At 63.4% G+C, this 14,859-nt stretch carries 12 protein-coding genes; 3 read left to right on the top strand and 9 right to left on the bottom strand.

Going from position 1 to position 14,859, the window contains the following annotated elements; genetic code table 11:
- Window positions 1-116: 116 nt before the first annotated feature.
- Window positions 117-416, top strand: coding sequence for a hypothetical protein (locus TZ53_RS26755; RefSeq protein ID WP_044661317.1), 300 nt, complete (start codon window positions 117-119; stop codon window positions 414-416).
- Between the two features lie 452 nt (window positions 417-868).
- On the opposite strand, the gene TZ53_RS11145 is transcribed toward TZ53_RS26755, so the two are convergent.
- Together TZ53_RS11145 and TZ53_RS11140 are read right to left on the bottom strand one after the other, a co-directional pair.
- Complete coding sequence (locus tag TZ53_RS11145; protein ID WP_044661316.1) at window positions 869-1,798, bottom strand: electron transfer flavoprotein subunit alpha/FixB family protein; 930 nt, start codon at window positions 1,796-1,798, stop codon at window positions 869-871.
- Entirely contained in the window at window positions 1,795-2,544 is a 750-nt protein-coding gene (locus TZ53_RS11140; RefSeq protein ID WP_044661315.1) for an electron transfer flavoprotein subunit beta/FixA family protein, read from the bottom strand. Before TZ53_RS11140 ends, TZ53_RS11145 begins: the two co-directional genes overlap by 4 nt.
- Window positions 2,545-2,964: 420 nt before the next feature.
- Here TZ53_RS11140 and TZ53_RS11135 point away from each other — a divergent pair, with 420 nt between their 5' ends.
- Window positions 2,965-5,223: a TonB-dependent receptor gene (locus TZ53_RS11135; RefSeq protein WP_172668315.1), complete on the top strand. Its 2,259-nt coding sequence runs from the start codon at window positions 2,965-2,967 to the stop codon at window positions 5,221-5,223.
- 83 nt (window positions 5,224-5,306) lie between these two features.
- Here the strand turns inward: TZ53_RS11135 and TZ53_RS11130 are convergent, their stop codons facing one another.
- Window positions 5,307-5,732 carry a nuclear transport factor 2 family protein gene (locus TZ53_RS11130; RefSeq protein ID WP_197565225.1) on the bottom strand — a complete coding sequence of 142 codons (426 nt, stop codon included), beginning with the start codon at window positions 5,730-5,732 and terminating at the stop codon, window positions 5,307-5,309.
- Between the two features lie 316 nt (window positions 5,733-6,048).
- On the opposite strand from TZ53_RS11130, the gene TZ53_RS11125 reads away from it, so the two are divergent.
- On the top strand, window positions 6,049-7,737 hold the full coding sequence (locus TZ53_RS11125) for an FAD-dependent oxidoreductase (protein ID WP_044662991.1): 1,689 nt from the start codon (window positions 6,049-6,051) through the stop codon (window positions 7,735-7,737).
- 69 nt (window positions 7,738-7,806) lie between these two features.
- Here TZ53_RS11125 and TZ53_RS11120 read toward each other — a convergent pair whose 3' ends face one another.
- From TZ53_RS11120 to TZ53_RS11095, 6 genes are all read right to left on the bottom strand, one after another.
- Window positions 7,807-8,583 (bottom strand): SDR family NAD(P)-dependent oxidoreductase, encoded by a 777-nt coding sequence (locus TZ53_RS11120; protein ID WP_157009801.1) that lies wholly within the window; start codon window positions 8,581-8,583, stop codon window positions 7,807-7,809.
- Between the two features lie 57 nt (window positions 8,584-8,640).
- The gene (locus tag TZ53_RS11115) at window positions 8,641-10,275 is read right to left on the bottom strand and encodes a GMC family oxidoreductase (protein WP_044661311.1); all 1,635 of its coding nucleotides are present in this window, start codon (window positions 10,273-10,275) and stop codon (window positions 8,641-8,643) included.
- A 77-nt stretch (window positions 10,276-10,352) separates the two neighbouring features.
- A complete protein-coding gene (locus TZ53_RS11110; protein ID WP_044661310.1) occupies window positions 10,353-11,780 on the bottom strand; it encodes an aldehyde dehydrogenase family protein in 1,428 nt (475 codons plus the stop codon).
- An 80-nt stretch (window positions 11,781-11,860) separates the two neighbouring features.
- Complete coding sequence (locus TZ53_RS11105; RefSeq protein ID WP_044661309.1) at window positions 11,861-12,856, bottom strand: amidohydrolase family protein; 996 nt, start codon at window positions 12,854-12,856, stop codon at window positions 11,861-11,863.
- Between the two features lie 197 nt (window positions 12,857-13,053).
- Window positions 13,054-13,614 carry a cupin domain-containing protein gene (locus tag TZ53_RS11100; protein WP_044661308.1) on the bottom strand — a complete coding sequence of 187 codons (561 nt, stop codon included), beginning with the start codon at window positions 13,612-13,614 and terminating at the stop codon, window positions 13,054-13,056.
- Between the two features lie 47 nt (window positions 13,615-13,661).
- Window positions 13,662-14,846 carry an oxidoreductase gene (locus tag TZ53_RS11095; protein WP_052628185.1) on the bottom strand — a complete coding sequence of 395 codons (1,185 nt, stop codon included), beginning with the start codon at window positions 14,844-14,846 and terminating at the stop codon, window positions 13,662-13,664.
- Between the last annotated feature and the right edge of the window lie 13 nt (window positions 14,847-14,859).

The following is a 14,859-nucleotide window of genomic DNA, read 5'->3' as shown; positions in this document are numbered from 1 at the left end:
CGCCGCGCCCAATCAAATGCCCTGTCTAATCTACTAATCAGAGGGAGTGACGGGTAATTCTGTCTTCATATCGGCTGCATTTTCGTGACCGAGAATAGAAGTTATCGGACAGGAGATTGACTGAGGAAGCCATCGCGTACGACATAGGAGTCCCAGTCCAGACCGCGCGAGAAATCGCCGCCCTGCGCGTTCAACTCGTCTTCGACGAGGAAAGTCATGACCTCGGTGAGACCGAACGGCGTTGGAGTCGAGAATTGCTGGAAGGCTTGGGCTTCCTCGGACCGGCGCGTGTGCGTCGGCAGCAAACCGATGCTCTTGCCGAGCGCGGCGAGCCGTTCAGCCGGAGACGAGGCCTTGCGAGCGGCTTTCCGTATTTGCGCAGGAAGAGCACCGTCGCCGTCTCGCAGGCGTTGTAGGCCGCCCTCCAGCCTCAGGCGCTGGTGGCTTCAAAGGCACTGAAGGCCTGCTTTATAGGTGAGCGCAAGATCGCGGCGTCGATCGTGCCGCCTTGTTTGAGATGAGGAAGGAGAGGGCAAGCGGCGGCGAGAATGACGGCGGCTGGAGGCCCGTCGGGCGTGAGCGGAAGCGAAGCCGCCAGAGCGGCTCCAGAGACGGGAGCGTGAAGCATGAAAGATACCTCGTCAAAGCGGGAGACGGAGGAGCCGACCCAGCGCTCTCTCTCGACCGAACGGGCTCAACCCGTCCCGGCCAACCTCTCACTCTCTGGATCACGCGCCAGAATCTTATGCGTTAACACCATTGCAAGAAGTAAGTAGGATCCGGCATTCCGGTGATGCTGGGCATTTGACCAGACCCGCCCCCCGCTGAGGTTACATTATACTCGAGCAACTACAAGCCCAGGCGCTACTTAAAGCTTTTCGAGGAGTTCTGGTACGATCGTATAGAGATCGCCGACGAGGCCGATGTCCGCGATCTGGAAGATGGGGGCATCCTCATCCTTGTTGATCGCGATGATGGTCTTGGAATCCTTCATGCCCGCAAGGTGCTGGATGGCGCCGGAGATGCCGACCGCCATATAGACGTCGGGTGCGACGATCTTGCCGGTCTGGCCGACCTGATAGTCGTTGGGGACATAGCCTGCGTCCACCGCGGCGCGGCTGGCGCCCACCGCCGCCCTCAGCCTGTCGGCGAGCGGAAAAATGGTGGCCTCGAAGGTTTCGCTGTTCTTAAGCGCCCTGCCGCCCGACACGATCACCTTGGCATTGGTGAGTTCGGGACGTTCCGACTTCGCGATTTCCGCGTTCACGAATTTGGAAAGCTCCGCGTTGCCGGTAGAGGCAACCGCCATGATCTCACCCGATCCGCCTTCAGCGTCTACTTTCACAAAGGCGGTGCCGCGCACGGTGATCACCAGCTTGCTGTCGCTGGTTCGCACGGTGGCGATGGCGTTGCCCGCATAGATGGGACGGGTGAAAGTATCGGCTCCTTCGACCGACAGGATTTCGCTGATCTGCATGACGTCAAGCATCGCGGCGACACGCGGCGCGATATTCTTGCCGGTCGTTGTCGCGGGTGCGACGAACGCATCATGATCGCTCATAAGTGCTACGATCAACGGCGCGACATTTTCGGGCAATGCATGTTCGAATGCCGCATCGTCGGCGACATGGATCGTGCCTACGCCGGCGATCTTCGCGGCGGCCGCGGCCACGGCCCCTACGCCCGATCCGGCAACCAGCAGATGAACCTCGCCTAGCTTGGTGGCGGCGCTCACCGCCGGAAGGGTCGCATCCTTCATCAGGCCAGCTTCATGCTCTACCCATACAAGCGTCTTCATGCTGCAACTCCCAATGCCTTGAGCTTGGCAACCAATTCATCAACGTCTGCGACCTTAATCCCTGCGGTCCGTTTAGGCGGCTCGCTGACGGTGAGGGTGGTCAGGCGTGGCGCGATGTCGATATCGTAATCGCCGGGCGTCCGCGTCGCCATCGGCTTGGTCTTGGCCTTCATGATGCTGGGCAACGATGCGTAGCGCGGTTCGTTCAGGCGCAAATCCGTCGTCACGATCGCAGGCAGCGTAAGCTGTACCGTCTCCAGGCCGCCATCGACCTCACGGGTGACGACAACATTGTCGCCCTCGACCTCGATCTTGCTGGCGAACGTGCCCTGAGCCCAGCCCAATAGCGCAGCCAGCATCTGTCCGGTCTGGTTGCTATCGTCATCAATCGCCTGCTTGCCCAGGATCACCAGGCCCGGCTCCTCCTCGGCAACCAGTTTCGCCAAAAGCTTGGCCACACCTAAAGGCTCCACGCTCACGTCAGTCTCGATCAGGATCGCACGGTCTGCGCCCATGGCCAGCGCCGTGCGCAGAATTTCCTGCGCCTTGGCCGGGCCGATGCTGACGACCACAATTTCATCGGCTATGCCAGCCTCTTTCAGACGAACTGCCTCTTCAACGGAGATCTCGTCAAATGGGTTCATCGACATCTTGACGTTCGCCAGATCGACGCCGCTGCCATCTGCGGCGATCCGCGGCTTCACATTATAATCTATCACACGCTTGACGGGCACCAACAGCTTCATTGCGACATCTCTCCATTCGTCCGGGCAGGCGCGTCGTGTCATGTCATGACGGTTGTGCTGCCGATGCGAGTTTCGTGACAGGACATGAGGGGGCGTCCCTAGATCAGTCATGTCTGACTGCGGTATCCGCCTTCGCCCTCATGATTGGCAGCATTTCGAACGCGAACGCAACGGGGTCGGCAATTTAGCACATATGAGTTTTCACGCGCAGCTCGCTTGACCCTCATCACTTGTTGATTTCATACTCATCACAGGTTCCGGCGTCAGCAAACGCGCTTTGGGAGGGTGGAAAACCTTCACGATCGCGCCTGCTGCGAGCCAGAACTCGCCAAAAAAGTCGCATCAATCGCGACATATGTGGGAGGGGTTATGAGTATTCGAACATCTGCGCTGCTATTGGGCACGGCTATTGGCCTTACGATGTCGGCCCAGTCAATGGCCCAGGACTCGACCGGCGCCAACAACACCGCCGCGCCGTCCAATTCGGGCGACATCATCGTCACCGCGCAGAAGCGCGAACAGTCGATCAACAAGGTCGGCGCGCCGATCGTGGCGCTTTCCGCCGACGCGCTGAAGGACAAGGGCGTCAAGAGCGCGGCCGATCTGGCGGCGGCGGTGCCGGGCCTCAACTATTCGCCCAGCAATACGGGAACGACCGTCTATACCCTGCGCGGTGTCGGCTTCACCGACGGTACGCTCTCGGCCTATCCGGACGTCACCGTCTATCTCGATCAGATACCGCTCCCGTTCCCGATCCTCGCGTCGCTCACCAACTTCGACCTGGAACGCGCCGAAGTGCTGGTCGGCCCCCAGGGCACGCTGTTCGGCGCCAACGCGACCGGCGGCGCGATCAACTATATCGCGGCCAAGCCGACATCCACCTTCCAGGCGGGCATGAGCCTCGATTTTGGACGCTTCAACACGCTCGTCGCCGACGCCTATGTCAGCGGCCCGCTCAGCGACACCGTCAAGGTCCGCCTGGCGGGCCGGGCGAGCACCGGCGACGACTGGCAGTACAGCTATACGCGCAACGACACCACCGGCGCGACCAGCACCTGGGCGCTGCGCGGGCTGCTCGACTGGCAGCCGACCGAGCGCCTGACCATCAACCTCAACGTCAACGGCTGGCGCGACAAGTCCGACCCGCAGCAGCCGCAATTCTATCAGCTCAACATCCAGAATCCGGGCCTCGCCCCGGACTATGAGCTCAACTATCCGCCCGCGCCGCACACGCCCCGCGCCGCCAGCTTTTCCCCCAACCTGCCGCTGTACAACGACACCCACCTGATCCAGGCGAGTATGCGCGCCCAATACGAGCTGACCGACAGCCTGACGCTGACGTCCCTGTCCTCCTACCTTCATGCCAAGCGCGATGCCTTCCAGCAGAATGGCGGCGCCGATTTCGAACAGTCGATGTACGGCTCGTTCGGCACCTTCAACAGCTATTTCCAGGAACTGCGGCTGGACAATGGCGCAAGGGGCCATGTGCGCTGGACCGTCGGCCTCAACTACGCCCAGGACGACGCCAACGAAGGCATCGACGCGCGCTTCTCGCAAAGCTCTGTCTTCTTCGCCACCGGGCTGCGTGGCGACCTGGTGACGCTGCGTCAGGACACGAAGAATTACGCGGCGTTCGGCGCCGCCGAAATCGACATCCTGCCCACCCTCACCCTGAAGGGTGGCCTGCGCTACACCGAAACGACGCGCGATGGCGACGGATGCGTGTCCGACCGGGGCAATGACGGGCTGGCCGCCTTCTTCGACATTCTTCAGGGCCTTTTCAGCGGCCAGTCGAACCTCCCGCCGCTTCAGGTCGGTGATTGCGTGTCGATCAATCCGGCGACCGGCCTGTCGGGACGCTATCTGGACCGACTCAAGGAAGATAATCTGGCCTATCGCGTGGGCATCGACTGGCGCGCGAGCGACCAGATCCTGTTCTATGCCAATATGTCGAAAGGCTACAAGGCCGGCGGCTTCCCCTCGCTGGGGGCTTCCACTTGGACTCAGTTCCAGCCGGTGCGGCAGGAATCCGTCATCGACTATGAAGCGGGCATCAAGGCGCGCCTGCTCGACAACAAGGTCACTCTGACCGCAAATGGCTTCTATTACGACTATAAGAACAAGCAGCTGAAGTCGAAGCTGATCGATCCGGTGTTCGGCGCGCTCGACGGGCTCGTCAACATTCCCAAGTCGACCGTGAAGGGCGCGGAACTGGCCGTATCCACGGCGCCGCTGTCGGGCTTCACGCCGACCCTGGCCGTCACCTATCTTGACGCCAAGATCGACACCTTCACCGGCGTGAATGCGGGCGGCCTGCCGCCGACCGACTATGCCGACACCAAGATGCCCTTCGTGTCCAAATGGTCGATCAATGCCGGCCTGGGCTATGAATGGCCGATCAGCGACAATTGGCACGGCATATTGGGCGGCGACGTCGCCTATCGCAGCGGCACCAACGCGCTGGTCGGCAATCCCGCCGCCTATGCGATACCGGGCTATACGACGCTCGATCTGCGCGCGGGCGTTGAAACCAACGATGGCGAGTGGAAGATCATGCTCTACGGCAAGAATGTGACGAACAAATATTACATCACTAACGTCGCCCTCGCTTACGACTATATCGTCCGCTTCACCGGCGCGCCGGCGACCTATGGCATCATGGCGTCGCACAAGTTCTGACCGACCCGTTCCCGTAAACGGGGAAGCCGCCCGCACGATCACCAAGGGGAAGGGTCATGCGGGCGGCTTTTTTGTCGTCCGGGTCAGTCGTCGAACAGGTCGATCATCTTCTTCTGATCGTAGAAGCCGATGATTTCGACGATCCTGCGGTCGGCGACGCGGATGAGCCAGCAATAGGTCATGCTGAAATCCTTGCCGTTCTTCCCGGACACGTCTTCGGAATGGAACAGGATGGTCGCCCATTCGCCGTCGACGAGCACCCGGTCCACGATCGGTATCGGCATGGCCGCCACACGCTCTTTGATCGGCGTCAGCACATTGTCCATATAGCATTGCTTGCCGACATAGCGGCCCGCCACCGGGGACGTGCCCGTGGCCTGAAATATGATGTCGTCTGACAGGATGTCGAAAAACGCCTGCCCGAAGCCCGATCGCGCGACTTCGTCGAACAGGGGGCGAATAAACTCGGCATCTTCCATTGTATCGCAATGTCCCTTGGGTCGGTCCATGTCCGTTCGGCATGGCATGTCGATGCGATCCACGGGTGCGACGCGATCGTCGGCGGGATCGTCAACCAGGCTGGCGATTTTGCATGTCGGCCGAGGAACCAACAAGAATATCGGCCAAATAACAGATATGTAATTCTTCTCCGCACGCCTCCCCAATCTGTTCCAGTGCATCTAGGCTACAAGGCAAGGGGCCGGTCGACGAGGCTGATCGACGATGCGGGACATCGCCGGCGCGGCGGGCCGACATGCCCCTGGCCATCACGATCGCCCTGTCGGTGCCCTTTATGTTTTCAACGAGATAAGTGGCCAGGACGGTATGGAGAGTGATTGCGACATCATCATCATGGGAGCGGGCGCAGCCGGCCTGACGGCGGCCATCGTCGCCGCCGACGCCGGCCTGTTCGTGCGCATCCTGGAAAAGACCGATCTTGTCGGCGGCGCCACGGCCTATGCGGCGGGCGGAGCCTTCCTGCCCGGCTGCCACCATCTGCCTCCCGAGGATGTCAAAGCGCCGCTCACCTATCTGGAACATAAGACGCAGGGCAGGCTCGACCGGGCGCTGGTGGAGCGGCTCCTGCGCGCGGGCCCGCAAGCACTTGCCTATCTGGAAGGCCATTCGGAGATAGCGTTTCAGGGCTATGGCGGGCTGGACTATGACGCCGAAGCGCCGGGCGCCCGGAATTTCAGGACCGTGACCCCCGTCCCCTTCGACGGCCGGGTGCTCGGCCGGTGGCTGAAGCATGTTCGCCCCCCGCTCGAAGCGATGACGATCTTCGGCGGAATGCAGGTCGACTATGCCGATATCGCGCGGCTGCTGCGCGCCACCCGGTCGCCCAGGGACATGCTCTACGCCACCGGCCTGCTGTCACGTCATCTCGCCGGGCTGCTGCGCTATGGACGCTCTCCCCGCATGGTGTTCGGCAACGCCTTCGTCGGTCGCCTTCTCAAATCGGTTCTTGATCGTGCCGACCGGATAGAATTGCTGCTGAACACGGCGGTCAGCGACCTGTTGGTCGAACGGGGGCGCGTGTCGGGCGTGCGCTGTTCGCACAAGGGACAGAGCCGCGAACTGCGCGCACGCAGGGGCGTCCTGATCGCGTCGGGGGGATTTTCGGGAAATCGGACGATGCGCGAACAGCGCGCGCCATTTCCCGCCGACCATCTGTCCCTGCCCCCATCGGGCAACAGCGGAGACGGCATTTCGGCCGCTCTGGCGGCGGGCGCCAGCCTGTCGGACAGCACCATCAACGACTATTGCTACACGCCGGTCTCCCGCATGGTCGCGCGCAGCGGCCGGGAAATCCTGTTCCCACATTTCGGGCTCGACCGCTGCTATCCGGGCGCGATCGCCGTCAACGGGGACGGCCGCCGCTTCATCAACGAAGCCGCAGCCTATTCCGATTTCGTGCCCGCCATGCACGCCAACGGCGCGGTGCCAGCCTATCTGATATGCGATCATCGCTTCCTGCGGCGCTACGGGCTGGGGCTGGTGCGCCCGAGCCCCCTGCCCTATCGGTCCTTCGTCAGGAACGGTTATCTGACCGAGGCAAAAACCCTGGACGGGCTGGCGCGCAATCTTGGCATTTCCGCGGAGGGTCTGCGCGATTCCGTCGCGCGCAACAATGGTTATGCGCAGACCGGCATCGACCTGGACTTCGCCAAGGGGCGGGACGCATATAGCCGGTCCATGGGCGATCCGTCGCATGGGCCAAACCCCTGCATCGGACCGATCGCGGTCGCGCCCTTCTACGCTATCCGCCTCTATCCCGGAGACACGAGTTCGACGGCGGGGCTGGCGGCGGACGCGCAGGGTCGCGTGCTGGACAAGCAGGGCGAGCCTATCCCCGGCCTGCACGTCGCGGGCGCCGACATGGCGAACCCCTTTCTGGGCACCAACCCCAGCGGAGGTTGCAACATCGGCCCGGCGATGACGGTAGGCTATCTGGCGGCCAAGGCGATCGCGGCGCAGATCCCGCAGGATGGCGACAGGCCGGGCCCGGCATGAGCGGTTGAAGCGGCTTCCACACTTCGGGTGGGGTTCAGGACGAACGGATCATGGTGGCCGCATCGCAGCTTAGTAGCGCATCATGCCCACGCATCCACCGCTCAGATCGAGGGACTCGCCGTTGATCGCGCCCGCGAGCGGCGAACATAGGAAGGCGATGGTCGCGGCGATCTCCCGCGCGTCGATGAAGCGGCCCAATATGCTGCGCGAGGCGAAGCGCCGGCGCACCTCCTCCTCGCTCACCTTCTGGTCGGCGGCGACCTTGGCGATGATGTGATCGGATCGCTCCGTTACCGTCGGACCGGGATGGATGCAGTTGACGGTGATCCCCAGCGGACCCAGCTGGGCGGCAAGGTTGGAGGTGATCGCGCCGACGCTGATGGTGCGGATGCTGCCACCCAGCGCACCATTCAGATAGGCGGCCACACCACCGATATTGATGATCCGGCCCCAGCCGCGTTCCTGCATGTGCGGCGCTACGCTGCGCGCGGACCGCAGATAGCCCAGCACCTTGACGTTGATCTCGTCGAGCAGCGGGTCGAGATCGAGCTCAGCCAGCCTTTCGAACTCGCCTGCTGCAGAAGGCAGCGCCGCGCCGTTCACCAGAATGTCGATCCGGCCGAAATCCGCGCAGAGTTGCGCGACGGCGCGATCGACCTGATCATCACTGGCAAGGTCCGCGGAATAGGCGCGCACGGTCGCGCCGCTGTCCCGCTCCACCTCCTGCGCCAGCGCCCTGCCTGCTTCGGCGTCGCGGCCGACGATGGCGACATGCGCGCCCTCTGCGGCCAGGAAGCGGACGATCTGCCGGCCCATGCCGCCGCTGCCGCCCGTCACAACGGCCACCCGCCCAGAAATATGAAGGTCCAAACCGAAAAATCCTCGTCAGCGTCTTCGGTGAGCCTAGGCGGCGGCCATCGCCGGCTCGGAGGGCGCGGCTGGATGGTCCTGACCCAGAATCATCGCGGACGCCTTCTCTGCGATCATCATTGTGGGGAAGTTGGTCGTCGCGGTTATCAGATCCGGCATGATCGAGGCATCGATGACGCGCAGCCCCTGGACGCCGCGTACGCGCAATTCGGGGTCGACCACGGCGGCATCGTCCGTCCCCATCTTGCATGTGCCGACCGGATGGTAGAAGCATTGCGCCTCGGCCCGGATATAGGCTGCAATGTCCGCGTCCAAGGTCACGCTGGCGCCGGGATAGAGTTCTTCGCCCCGGATGGACCTGAATGCTTCCTGGTCGATGATCTTGCGGACGTTGCGCACCGCTGAGATGAGCGGCGCCATGTCCGCTTCGCTGCCCAGATAATTGGGGTCGATCAGCGGCGCGTCGGCCGGGTCGCTGGAGGCGAGCCGCAGCGTGCCCACGCTTTGCGGGCGGCAGGCGCAGGACACGACCGTGAAGCCGTGCTCCATCGTCACCTGCCGGCCATGGTCGCTATATATCAGGGGCACGATGATGCTCTGTATGTCCGGGTCGGCCAGATGCTCGGCGGACTTGTACAGCGTCCAGACCTGCAACGCGCTGTTCGCCACCACGCCCCGCTTGTACAGGGCCCAGTTGGCGAAGCCCTGCAACATGCCGAGCGGCCGCAGGTCGTCCACCATCGACAGCGGCTTCGTCAGCTTCTGCTTGACCGAAATGGTCAGATGGTCGCGCAGGTTGTTGCCCACGCCCGCCAGTTCATGCTCGGTCTTGATCCCGACCTGACGCAGATGCTCCGGATCGCCCACGCCCGACAGCAGCAGGATCTGCGGCGATCCGATCGCGCCGGCGGACAGGATCACTTCGGTCGAGGCATGATATTGCTTGAGCTCATTCCCCTTGCGCACCTCCACGCCCTCGCACCGGCCGCTCTTCATGAGAAGGCGTGTGACATGGGCGTCGGTGACGACTTGCAGGTTGGGCCGCGTCAGCGCCGGGCGCAGATAGCCGGTGGACGCGCTGTTGCGCAGGCCGCTCGTGCAGTTCGTCTGGATCATGCCGACGCCCGTGACGTCCAGCCCGTTGCTGTCCGGATTGAAGGGGTGGCCCGCCTGCATGGAGGCGTGGACCCAGGCGTGCGACAGGGGACGAAGCTCGTCGAAGCCCGGCATCCCCACGCACAAGGGGCCGTCCCGTCCCCTGATGTCGTTTTCACCGCCGGCGAAACTCTCGATCTTCCTGAAATAGGGGAGGCAGTCATCGAAGCTCCAGCCCACATTGCCGAGCTGTCGCCACTGATTATATTCGTCCGGATTGCCCCGTGACACGACCATCGCGTTGATGGAGCTCGACCCGCCAAGCACCTTGCCGCGGGGGAACCAGATTTTGCGGTCGTTCAGATGCTTCTGCGGAACCGTGTGATAGTTCCAGTTTCCACGCCCCGATCTGAGCAGCGGGAAGGACCCGGCGGGCATCTTGTACAGGATGCTCTTGTCGCTGCCACCAGCCTCGATCAGCAGGACATTGATATCGGGCTGTTCCGACAGTCTGTTGGCGACGATGCAGCCAGCCGAGCCGGCGCCGACGATAATATAATCCGGACTGAACATGACGATTATCCTCACCCTATTTATTATGGTTTATATTGCGGCACACGGACGCAATACCCGTGTGCCGCAAAGGTCATTCAGCCAGGCAGGGAAATGGCCTTGGTCTCGACATAATCGTGGAACGCGAACTCGCCCCACTCGCGACCATTGCCGCTCATCTTGTACCCGCCGAAGGCCAGGTTCACCATGTCGATGTTGCCGCCGTTGATGAACACCATGCCGGCCCGGATCCGGTCGGCGATACCCCTGGCGTGGTCGACATCCGATCCCCAGACATAGGCGGACAGGCCATAGGGCGTGTCGTTGGCGATACGGATCGCCTCTTCCTCGTCCTGATAGGCCATGATCGAAACGACGGGCCCGAAAATCTCCTCCTTGGCGATCTTCATGTCCGGCGTGACGTCGCCGAAGACGGTGAATTTGGCGTAATAGCCCTTGGTCAGACCGTCCGGACGACCGGGACCGCCGGCCACCAGGGCCGCGCCTTCATCGATGCCCGCCTGGATATAGCCCTGCACCTTGGTCCACTGCGCCTCGCCGGTGAGCGGCCCCATCATGCACCCGTCCATGAAGGGATCGCCGGTGACGACCTTGACCGCTTCCTCGGCCGCGACCTGCTTGGCTTCCTCCATGCGGGCGGCGGGCACGAGCATACGGACCGGCGAAGCGCAGGACTGACCCGTGTTCATCGTCAGCGCCTGGATGTTCTGGCGCACGCCGTCGGCGAACCGTTCATCGTCCAGGATGATGTTGGGGCCCTTGCCGCCCAGTTCCTGCTGCACGCGCTTGACCGTGGGCGCGGCGTTCTTGGCCACTTCGACGCCCGCCCGCAGGGAGCCGGTGAACGACACCATGTCCACCTCGGGATGGCTGGACAGCACGCTGCCCACGCCCGGCCCGTCGCCGTTGACCAGGTTGAAGACACCGGCCGGCACGCCGGCGGCGTCCAGCATCTCGGCGACGATATAGGCGGAATAGGGCGCGATTTCGGAGGGCTTGAGCACCATGGTGCATCCGGTCGCCAATGCCGGCGCGACCTTCGTGAAGATCTGGTTCAGCGGATAGTTCCAGGGCGTGATCATCGCGCAGACGCCGATCGGCTCCTTGCGGATGACCGTGTTGTTGCGCTTTTCCTCGAACACGAAATTCTTGAGAATCTCGATCGCCACGGACACATGGGCCAGGCCGAACGGCACCTGCCCGCCCGACGACCAGTCCTTCTGGGCGCCCATTTCGGCGGTCATCGCCGCGGCCAGGTCGGCCGCCCGCTTTTCGCCCTCGGCCGCGATCCGTTCCAAGAGGGCGATACGGTCCTCCCGGCTGGTCCGCGACCAGCTGTCGAACGCGCGGCGCGCCGCCGCGACGGCGCGATTGACGTCTTCCTCATTGCCGAGCGCGACGATGCCGTCCGCTTCTTCCGTCGCCGGATTGATGACATCGACCGTGCGCAGATTGCTGGGTTCGACCCACTGCCCGTCGATATAGAATTTGGTACATTCACGCATTATCATCTCCTTGGAATAGCGGGATATTCATCCGAGCAGCGACAGCCGGCCCACCGTCTGCGGGTCGGCCGGCCTGATGCTCAGGCAGGTAGGGTCGCGGGGTCGGCAACGTCGTGCGGGGCGCCGAGCGCCGCCTCGATCCTTGCCTTCGCGTGCGGGAACAGGGTGAGCGCGTTCCGCCCGATCGCATTGATCTGATCGCGGCTCAGCCCGTCGAAATTGACCAGCGCGTCGAGATTGAGCGACAGGGACTCGTCGGTGGAACAGGGCACGCCGCCATCGGAGCCGTACAGGATCTTGTCGGGCGAGGTCATCGCCAGCGCGGCATTGAGCCCCGTCGGCATGGTCATCGCCGTGTCCAGGAATATGCGCTGGAACGTATCGCGCATGTCGTCGCGCGTGATATTGTTGGGATTGGGCACCCAGGGCTGCGTGCCCAGCAGCAGCAGGCGGCCCGACAGCGCCGGGAAGGCGCCGCCACTGTGCGTGAAGATGAACTTGACGTCGGGCGTCCGGCGGAACAGCCCGCGATAGATCAGGTCGGTGATCACGCTGGCGGTCTGGAACGCGACCTCGATGAGCGCGCCGGGCCTTCCCCAGGCGCTGCCGAAGGCGTTTGGATGGGCGAAGACCACGGCCTCCCGCCGGTTCAACTCCTCCCAGACGGGGTCGAGCGCCGGATCGCTGATGGTCGCGCCGCTGAAGATATGCTGCACGGCGAACCCGTCGGCGCCCAGTTCGTCCAGCGCATAGGGTATCTCCCTCAGACACGCCTCGGGATCGTTCGTGGGCAGTGCGTAGAGCAGGCCGAACCTGTCGGGATGGCGGCGCACCAGTTCGGCGCCATAGTCATTAGCCTTCTGCAAGGTCTCGGCGCTCGACCCCATGAAGCTGAGCATCTGCATCTGGATGCCGACCTCGTCCATCATCCTGAGCGTCGCTTCGGGCGTCCATTGGTCGAGGTGCGAGAGGCACCAGCAATTCTGATTGAGGATGTCGACGATCGCCTGCCGTCCTTCGTCCGGCATGGGCGGGAAGAAGTGGCAGTGAACATCTATCCAGCGGTCAACAGGCATAGCTAACTCCGTCCTATCAGGATCATCCGCGCGCGGGCCGCGCGGGTCGGGCAAGGAGCGATCCCCCTATTATCCGCGTCCGCACATCATATCAACATATGATGTTTAATGGCTCAACATCTGTTGACTTCAGAGATGCGGTTTCCTGCGGCCTGGGGCACGATTCCGGTATGGCGGGGCGATCCGCCCCCTGGCGTCTATCCCCCCGATTCCGGCCCGAACCGTCCGTCGAGCAGGACGAAGGCGATCCGCACGGCCTGGTCGGTACGGTTGGACCAGGCATGATTGGTGCCCCGCTGTACGACGACATCGCCCGGACCGACCGTGACTTCGCCCTCGTCCAAGATCAGCGTCAGATGCCCTTCGATGACGATGCCGAAATCGACCGTCCCCGTGCGGTGCATGTGTGGATGCGGCTGCGCCTGATGCTCGGTCGTGGTGGTGTGATGCGCGGCGCCGATACTCTCGAAATATTCGGTGATCTTGGCCGGATCATACAGGTCGGGCGTGTCGGGCGGGATCACCGCCATGCGGATGACGGCGCCGCCGGGCGACGGATCGAACTCGAACGGGCGGGCGGTCGGATCGGGCTCGTTGCCGATCTCGACCGGCAGCTGCGGCGTGCGCCATATCTCCCAGGATCGCAGCTCCGGCTGCACCGGCGACGTGACGCAGGTGACGCACCGATCTTCCCAGGAAATTACGGCCCGGCCCTCGCTGTTATGGCCCGTGACGATTCTGCGGGGTGCACCTTCCATAAACTCTCCTCTGTGTCGCTATCGGTCTTTATGCTTTTGCCGGCCCGTCATACGGGACCGCCCGCCCTTACTCCATCGCGCTCCCACCCCATCCGGGGATTGCGATGGCAGCGCACCGGTAGGCCGCCGAGCAAGCGGGTGACGCAAAAATTGCTGCGGTCGCACGGCGTGATGCTCTCCACCTCTCCCCGGCGGGCCTTGTTGGCCCATTCTGGATCCGCCAGCAGAGGCCGGGTGACGACGGCGAAGTCGACATGCCCCGCTGCGACGGCACGGGCGGCATTGCGCGGATCGTGCATCCCCGGAACCATGATGGGGATCTTCACAGCCGCCTTGAACGCCTGGGCATAGCCATGGTCCTCGAACAGGTTGTCGCGCTGCGAAGCGGCGATTTCCATCACCTCGTAACTGCCCATGAACAGCGACAGATAGTCGACGCCTTCGCTTTCGAGCCGCTGCGCCAGCTGCAGCGCCTCCTCCAATTCGATGCCGCCCGGCACATGGTCGCTGCACGTCAGCCGGACGCCGACGGGAATGTCGGGGCCTATGGCAGCGCGCACCGACCGCACATTGTTGATGATGAAGCGGGAGCGATTGTCGAACGAGCCGCCATATTCATCCTCGCGCCGGTTCAGCAGCGGCGAGAAGAAGCCCGCCGCCAGATAACCCACGAAGCAGGGAATTTCGACCCCGTCGAAGCCGGCGCGCACGGCATGACGCGCGGCAACCCCCATCGCGGCCTCGATCTCCCGGATTTCCGCGACGGGAAGCGCGCGCGGCGTTTCGCCGACATAGGGATCGGTATAGCCCTCTATGCCGAAACCCTTTTGCGCGACGAGCGGGACTGCGCTCGCCGCCACGGACTGCACGCCCCTCATTCGCGACGATCCGCCACGACCATAGCCCTGCATGAGTTGCGCGAAAATCTTTACGTCATGCCGGTGCACCGTTTCGGTGAGCTCGCTCAGGCTGGGCAGCGTCTCGGGCGTGTCGAAGCGCATGACGGGCGCGAAGGGTGCGGATTCCCAGGCCCAGCGCGTCGCCACCGTGCCCCCCGTGACGATCAGGCCGACCCCGCCGGCGGCGCGCGCCGCATAGGCCGCGCGCGTCTGCTCGCTGGCATATCCGGGCGGATGCGCGTCCAGCAGCGCCATCGGCCCCATCACCACCCTGTTCTTGATAGTGACGCCGCCAATGGCGAGCGGGGTGAACAAGGCTTCCGTATCGGTCATGCCGCGCCAGCCG

Origin of the sequence: Sphingobium sp. YBL2 (assembly GCF_000943805.1) — a bacterium.
GTDB lineage: Bacteria > Pseudomonadota > Alphaproteobacteria > Sphingomonadales > Sphingomonadaceae > Sphingobium > Sphingobium fuliginis.
The sequence above is the reverse complement of the archived record's forward strand: the minus strand, read 5'-3'. Positions and strand labels throughout refer to the sequence as shown.

Bases quoted from the DNA above. Each gene is read 5' to 3' on its own strand.
- TZ53_RS11145 (WP_044661316.1), bottom strand. From the start codon at position 1,798: ATGAAGACGCTTGTATGGGTAGAGCATGAAGCTGGCCTGATGAAGGAT.
- TZ53_RS11140 (WP_044661315.1), bottom strand. From the start codon at position 2,544: ATGAAGCTGTTGGTGCCCGTCAAGCGTGTGATAGATTATAATGTGAAG.
- TZ53_RS11135 (WP_172668315.1), top strand. From the start codon at position 2,965: ATGTCGGCCCAGTCAATGGCCCAGGACTCGACCGGCGCCAACAACACC.
- TZ53_RS11130 (WP_197565225.1), bottom strand. From the start codon at position 5,732: ATGGACCGACCCAAGGGACATTGCGATACAATGGAAGATGCCGAGTTT.
- TZ53_RS11125 (WP_044662991.1), top strand. From the start codon at position 6,049: ATGGAGAGTGATTGCGACATCATCATCATGGGAGCGGGCGCAGCCGGC.
- TZ53_RS11115 (WP_044661311.1), bottom strand. From the start codon at position 10,275: ATGTTCAGTCCGGATTATATTATCGTCGGCGCCGGCTCGGCTGGCTGC.
- TZ53_RS11110 (WP_044661310.1), bottom strand. From the start codon at position 11,780: ATGCGTGAATGTACCAAATTCTATATCGACGGGCAGTGGGTCGAACCC.
- TZ53_RS11105 (WP_044661309.1), bottom strand. From the start codon at position 12,856: ATGCCTGTTGACCGCTGGATAGATGTTCACTGCCACTTCTTCCCGCCC.
- TZ53_RS11100 (WP_044661308.1), bottom strand. From the start codon at position 13,614: ATGGAAGGTGCACCCCGCAGAATCGTCACGGGCCATAACAGCGAGGGC.
- TZ53_RS11095 (WP_052628185.1), bottom strand. From the start codon at position 14,846: ATGACCGATACGGAAGCCTTGTTCACCCCGCTCGCCATTGGCGGCGTC.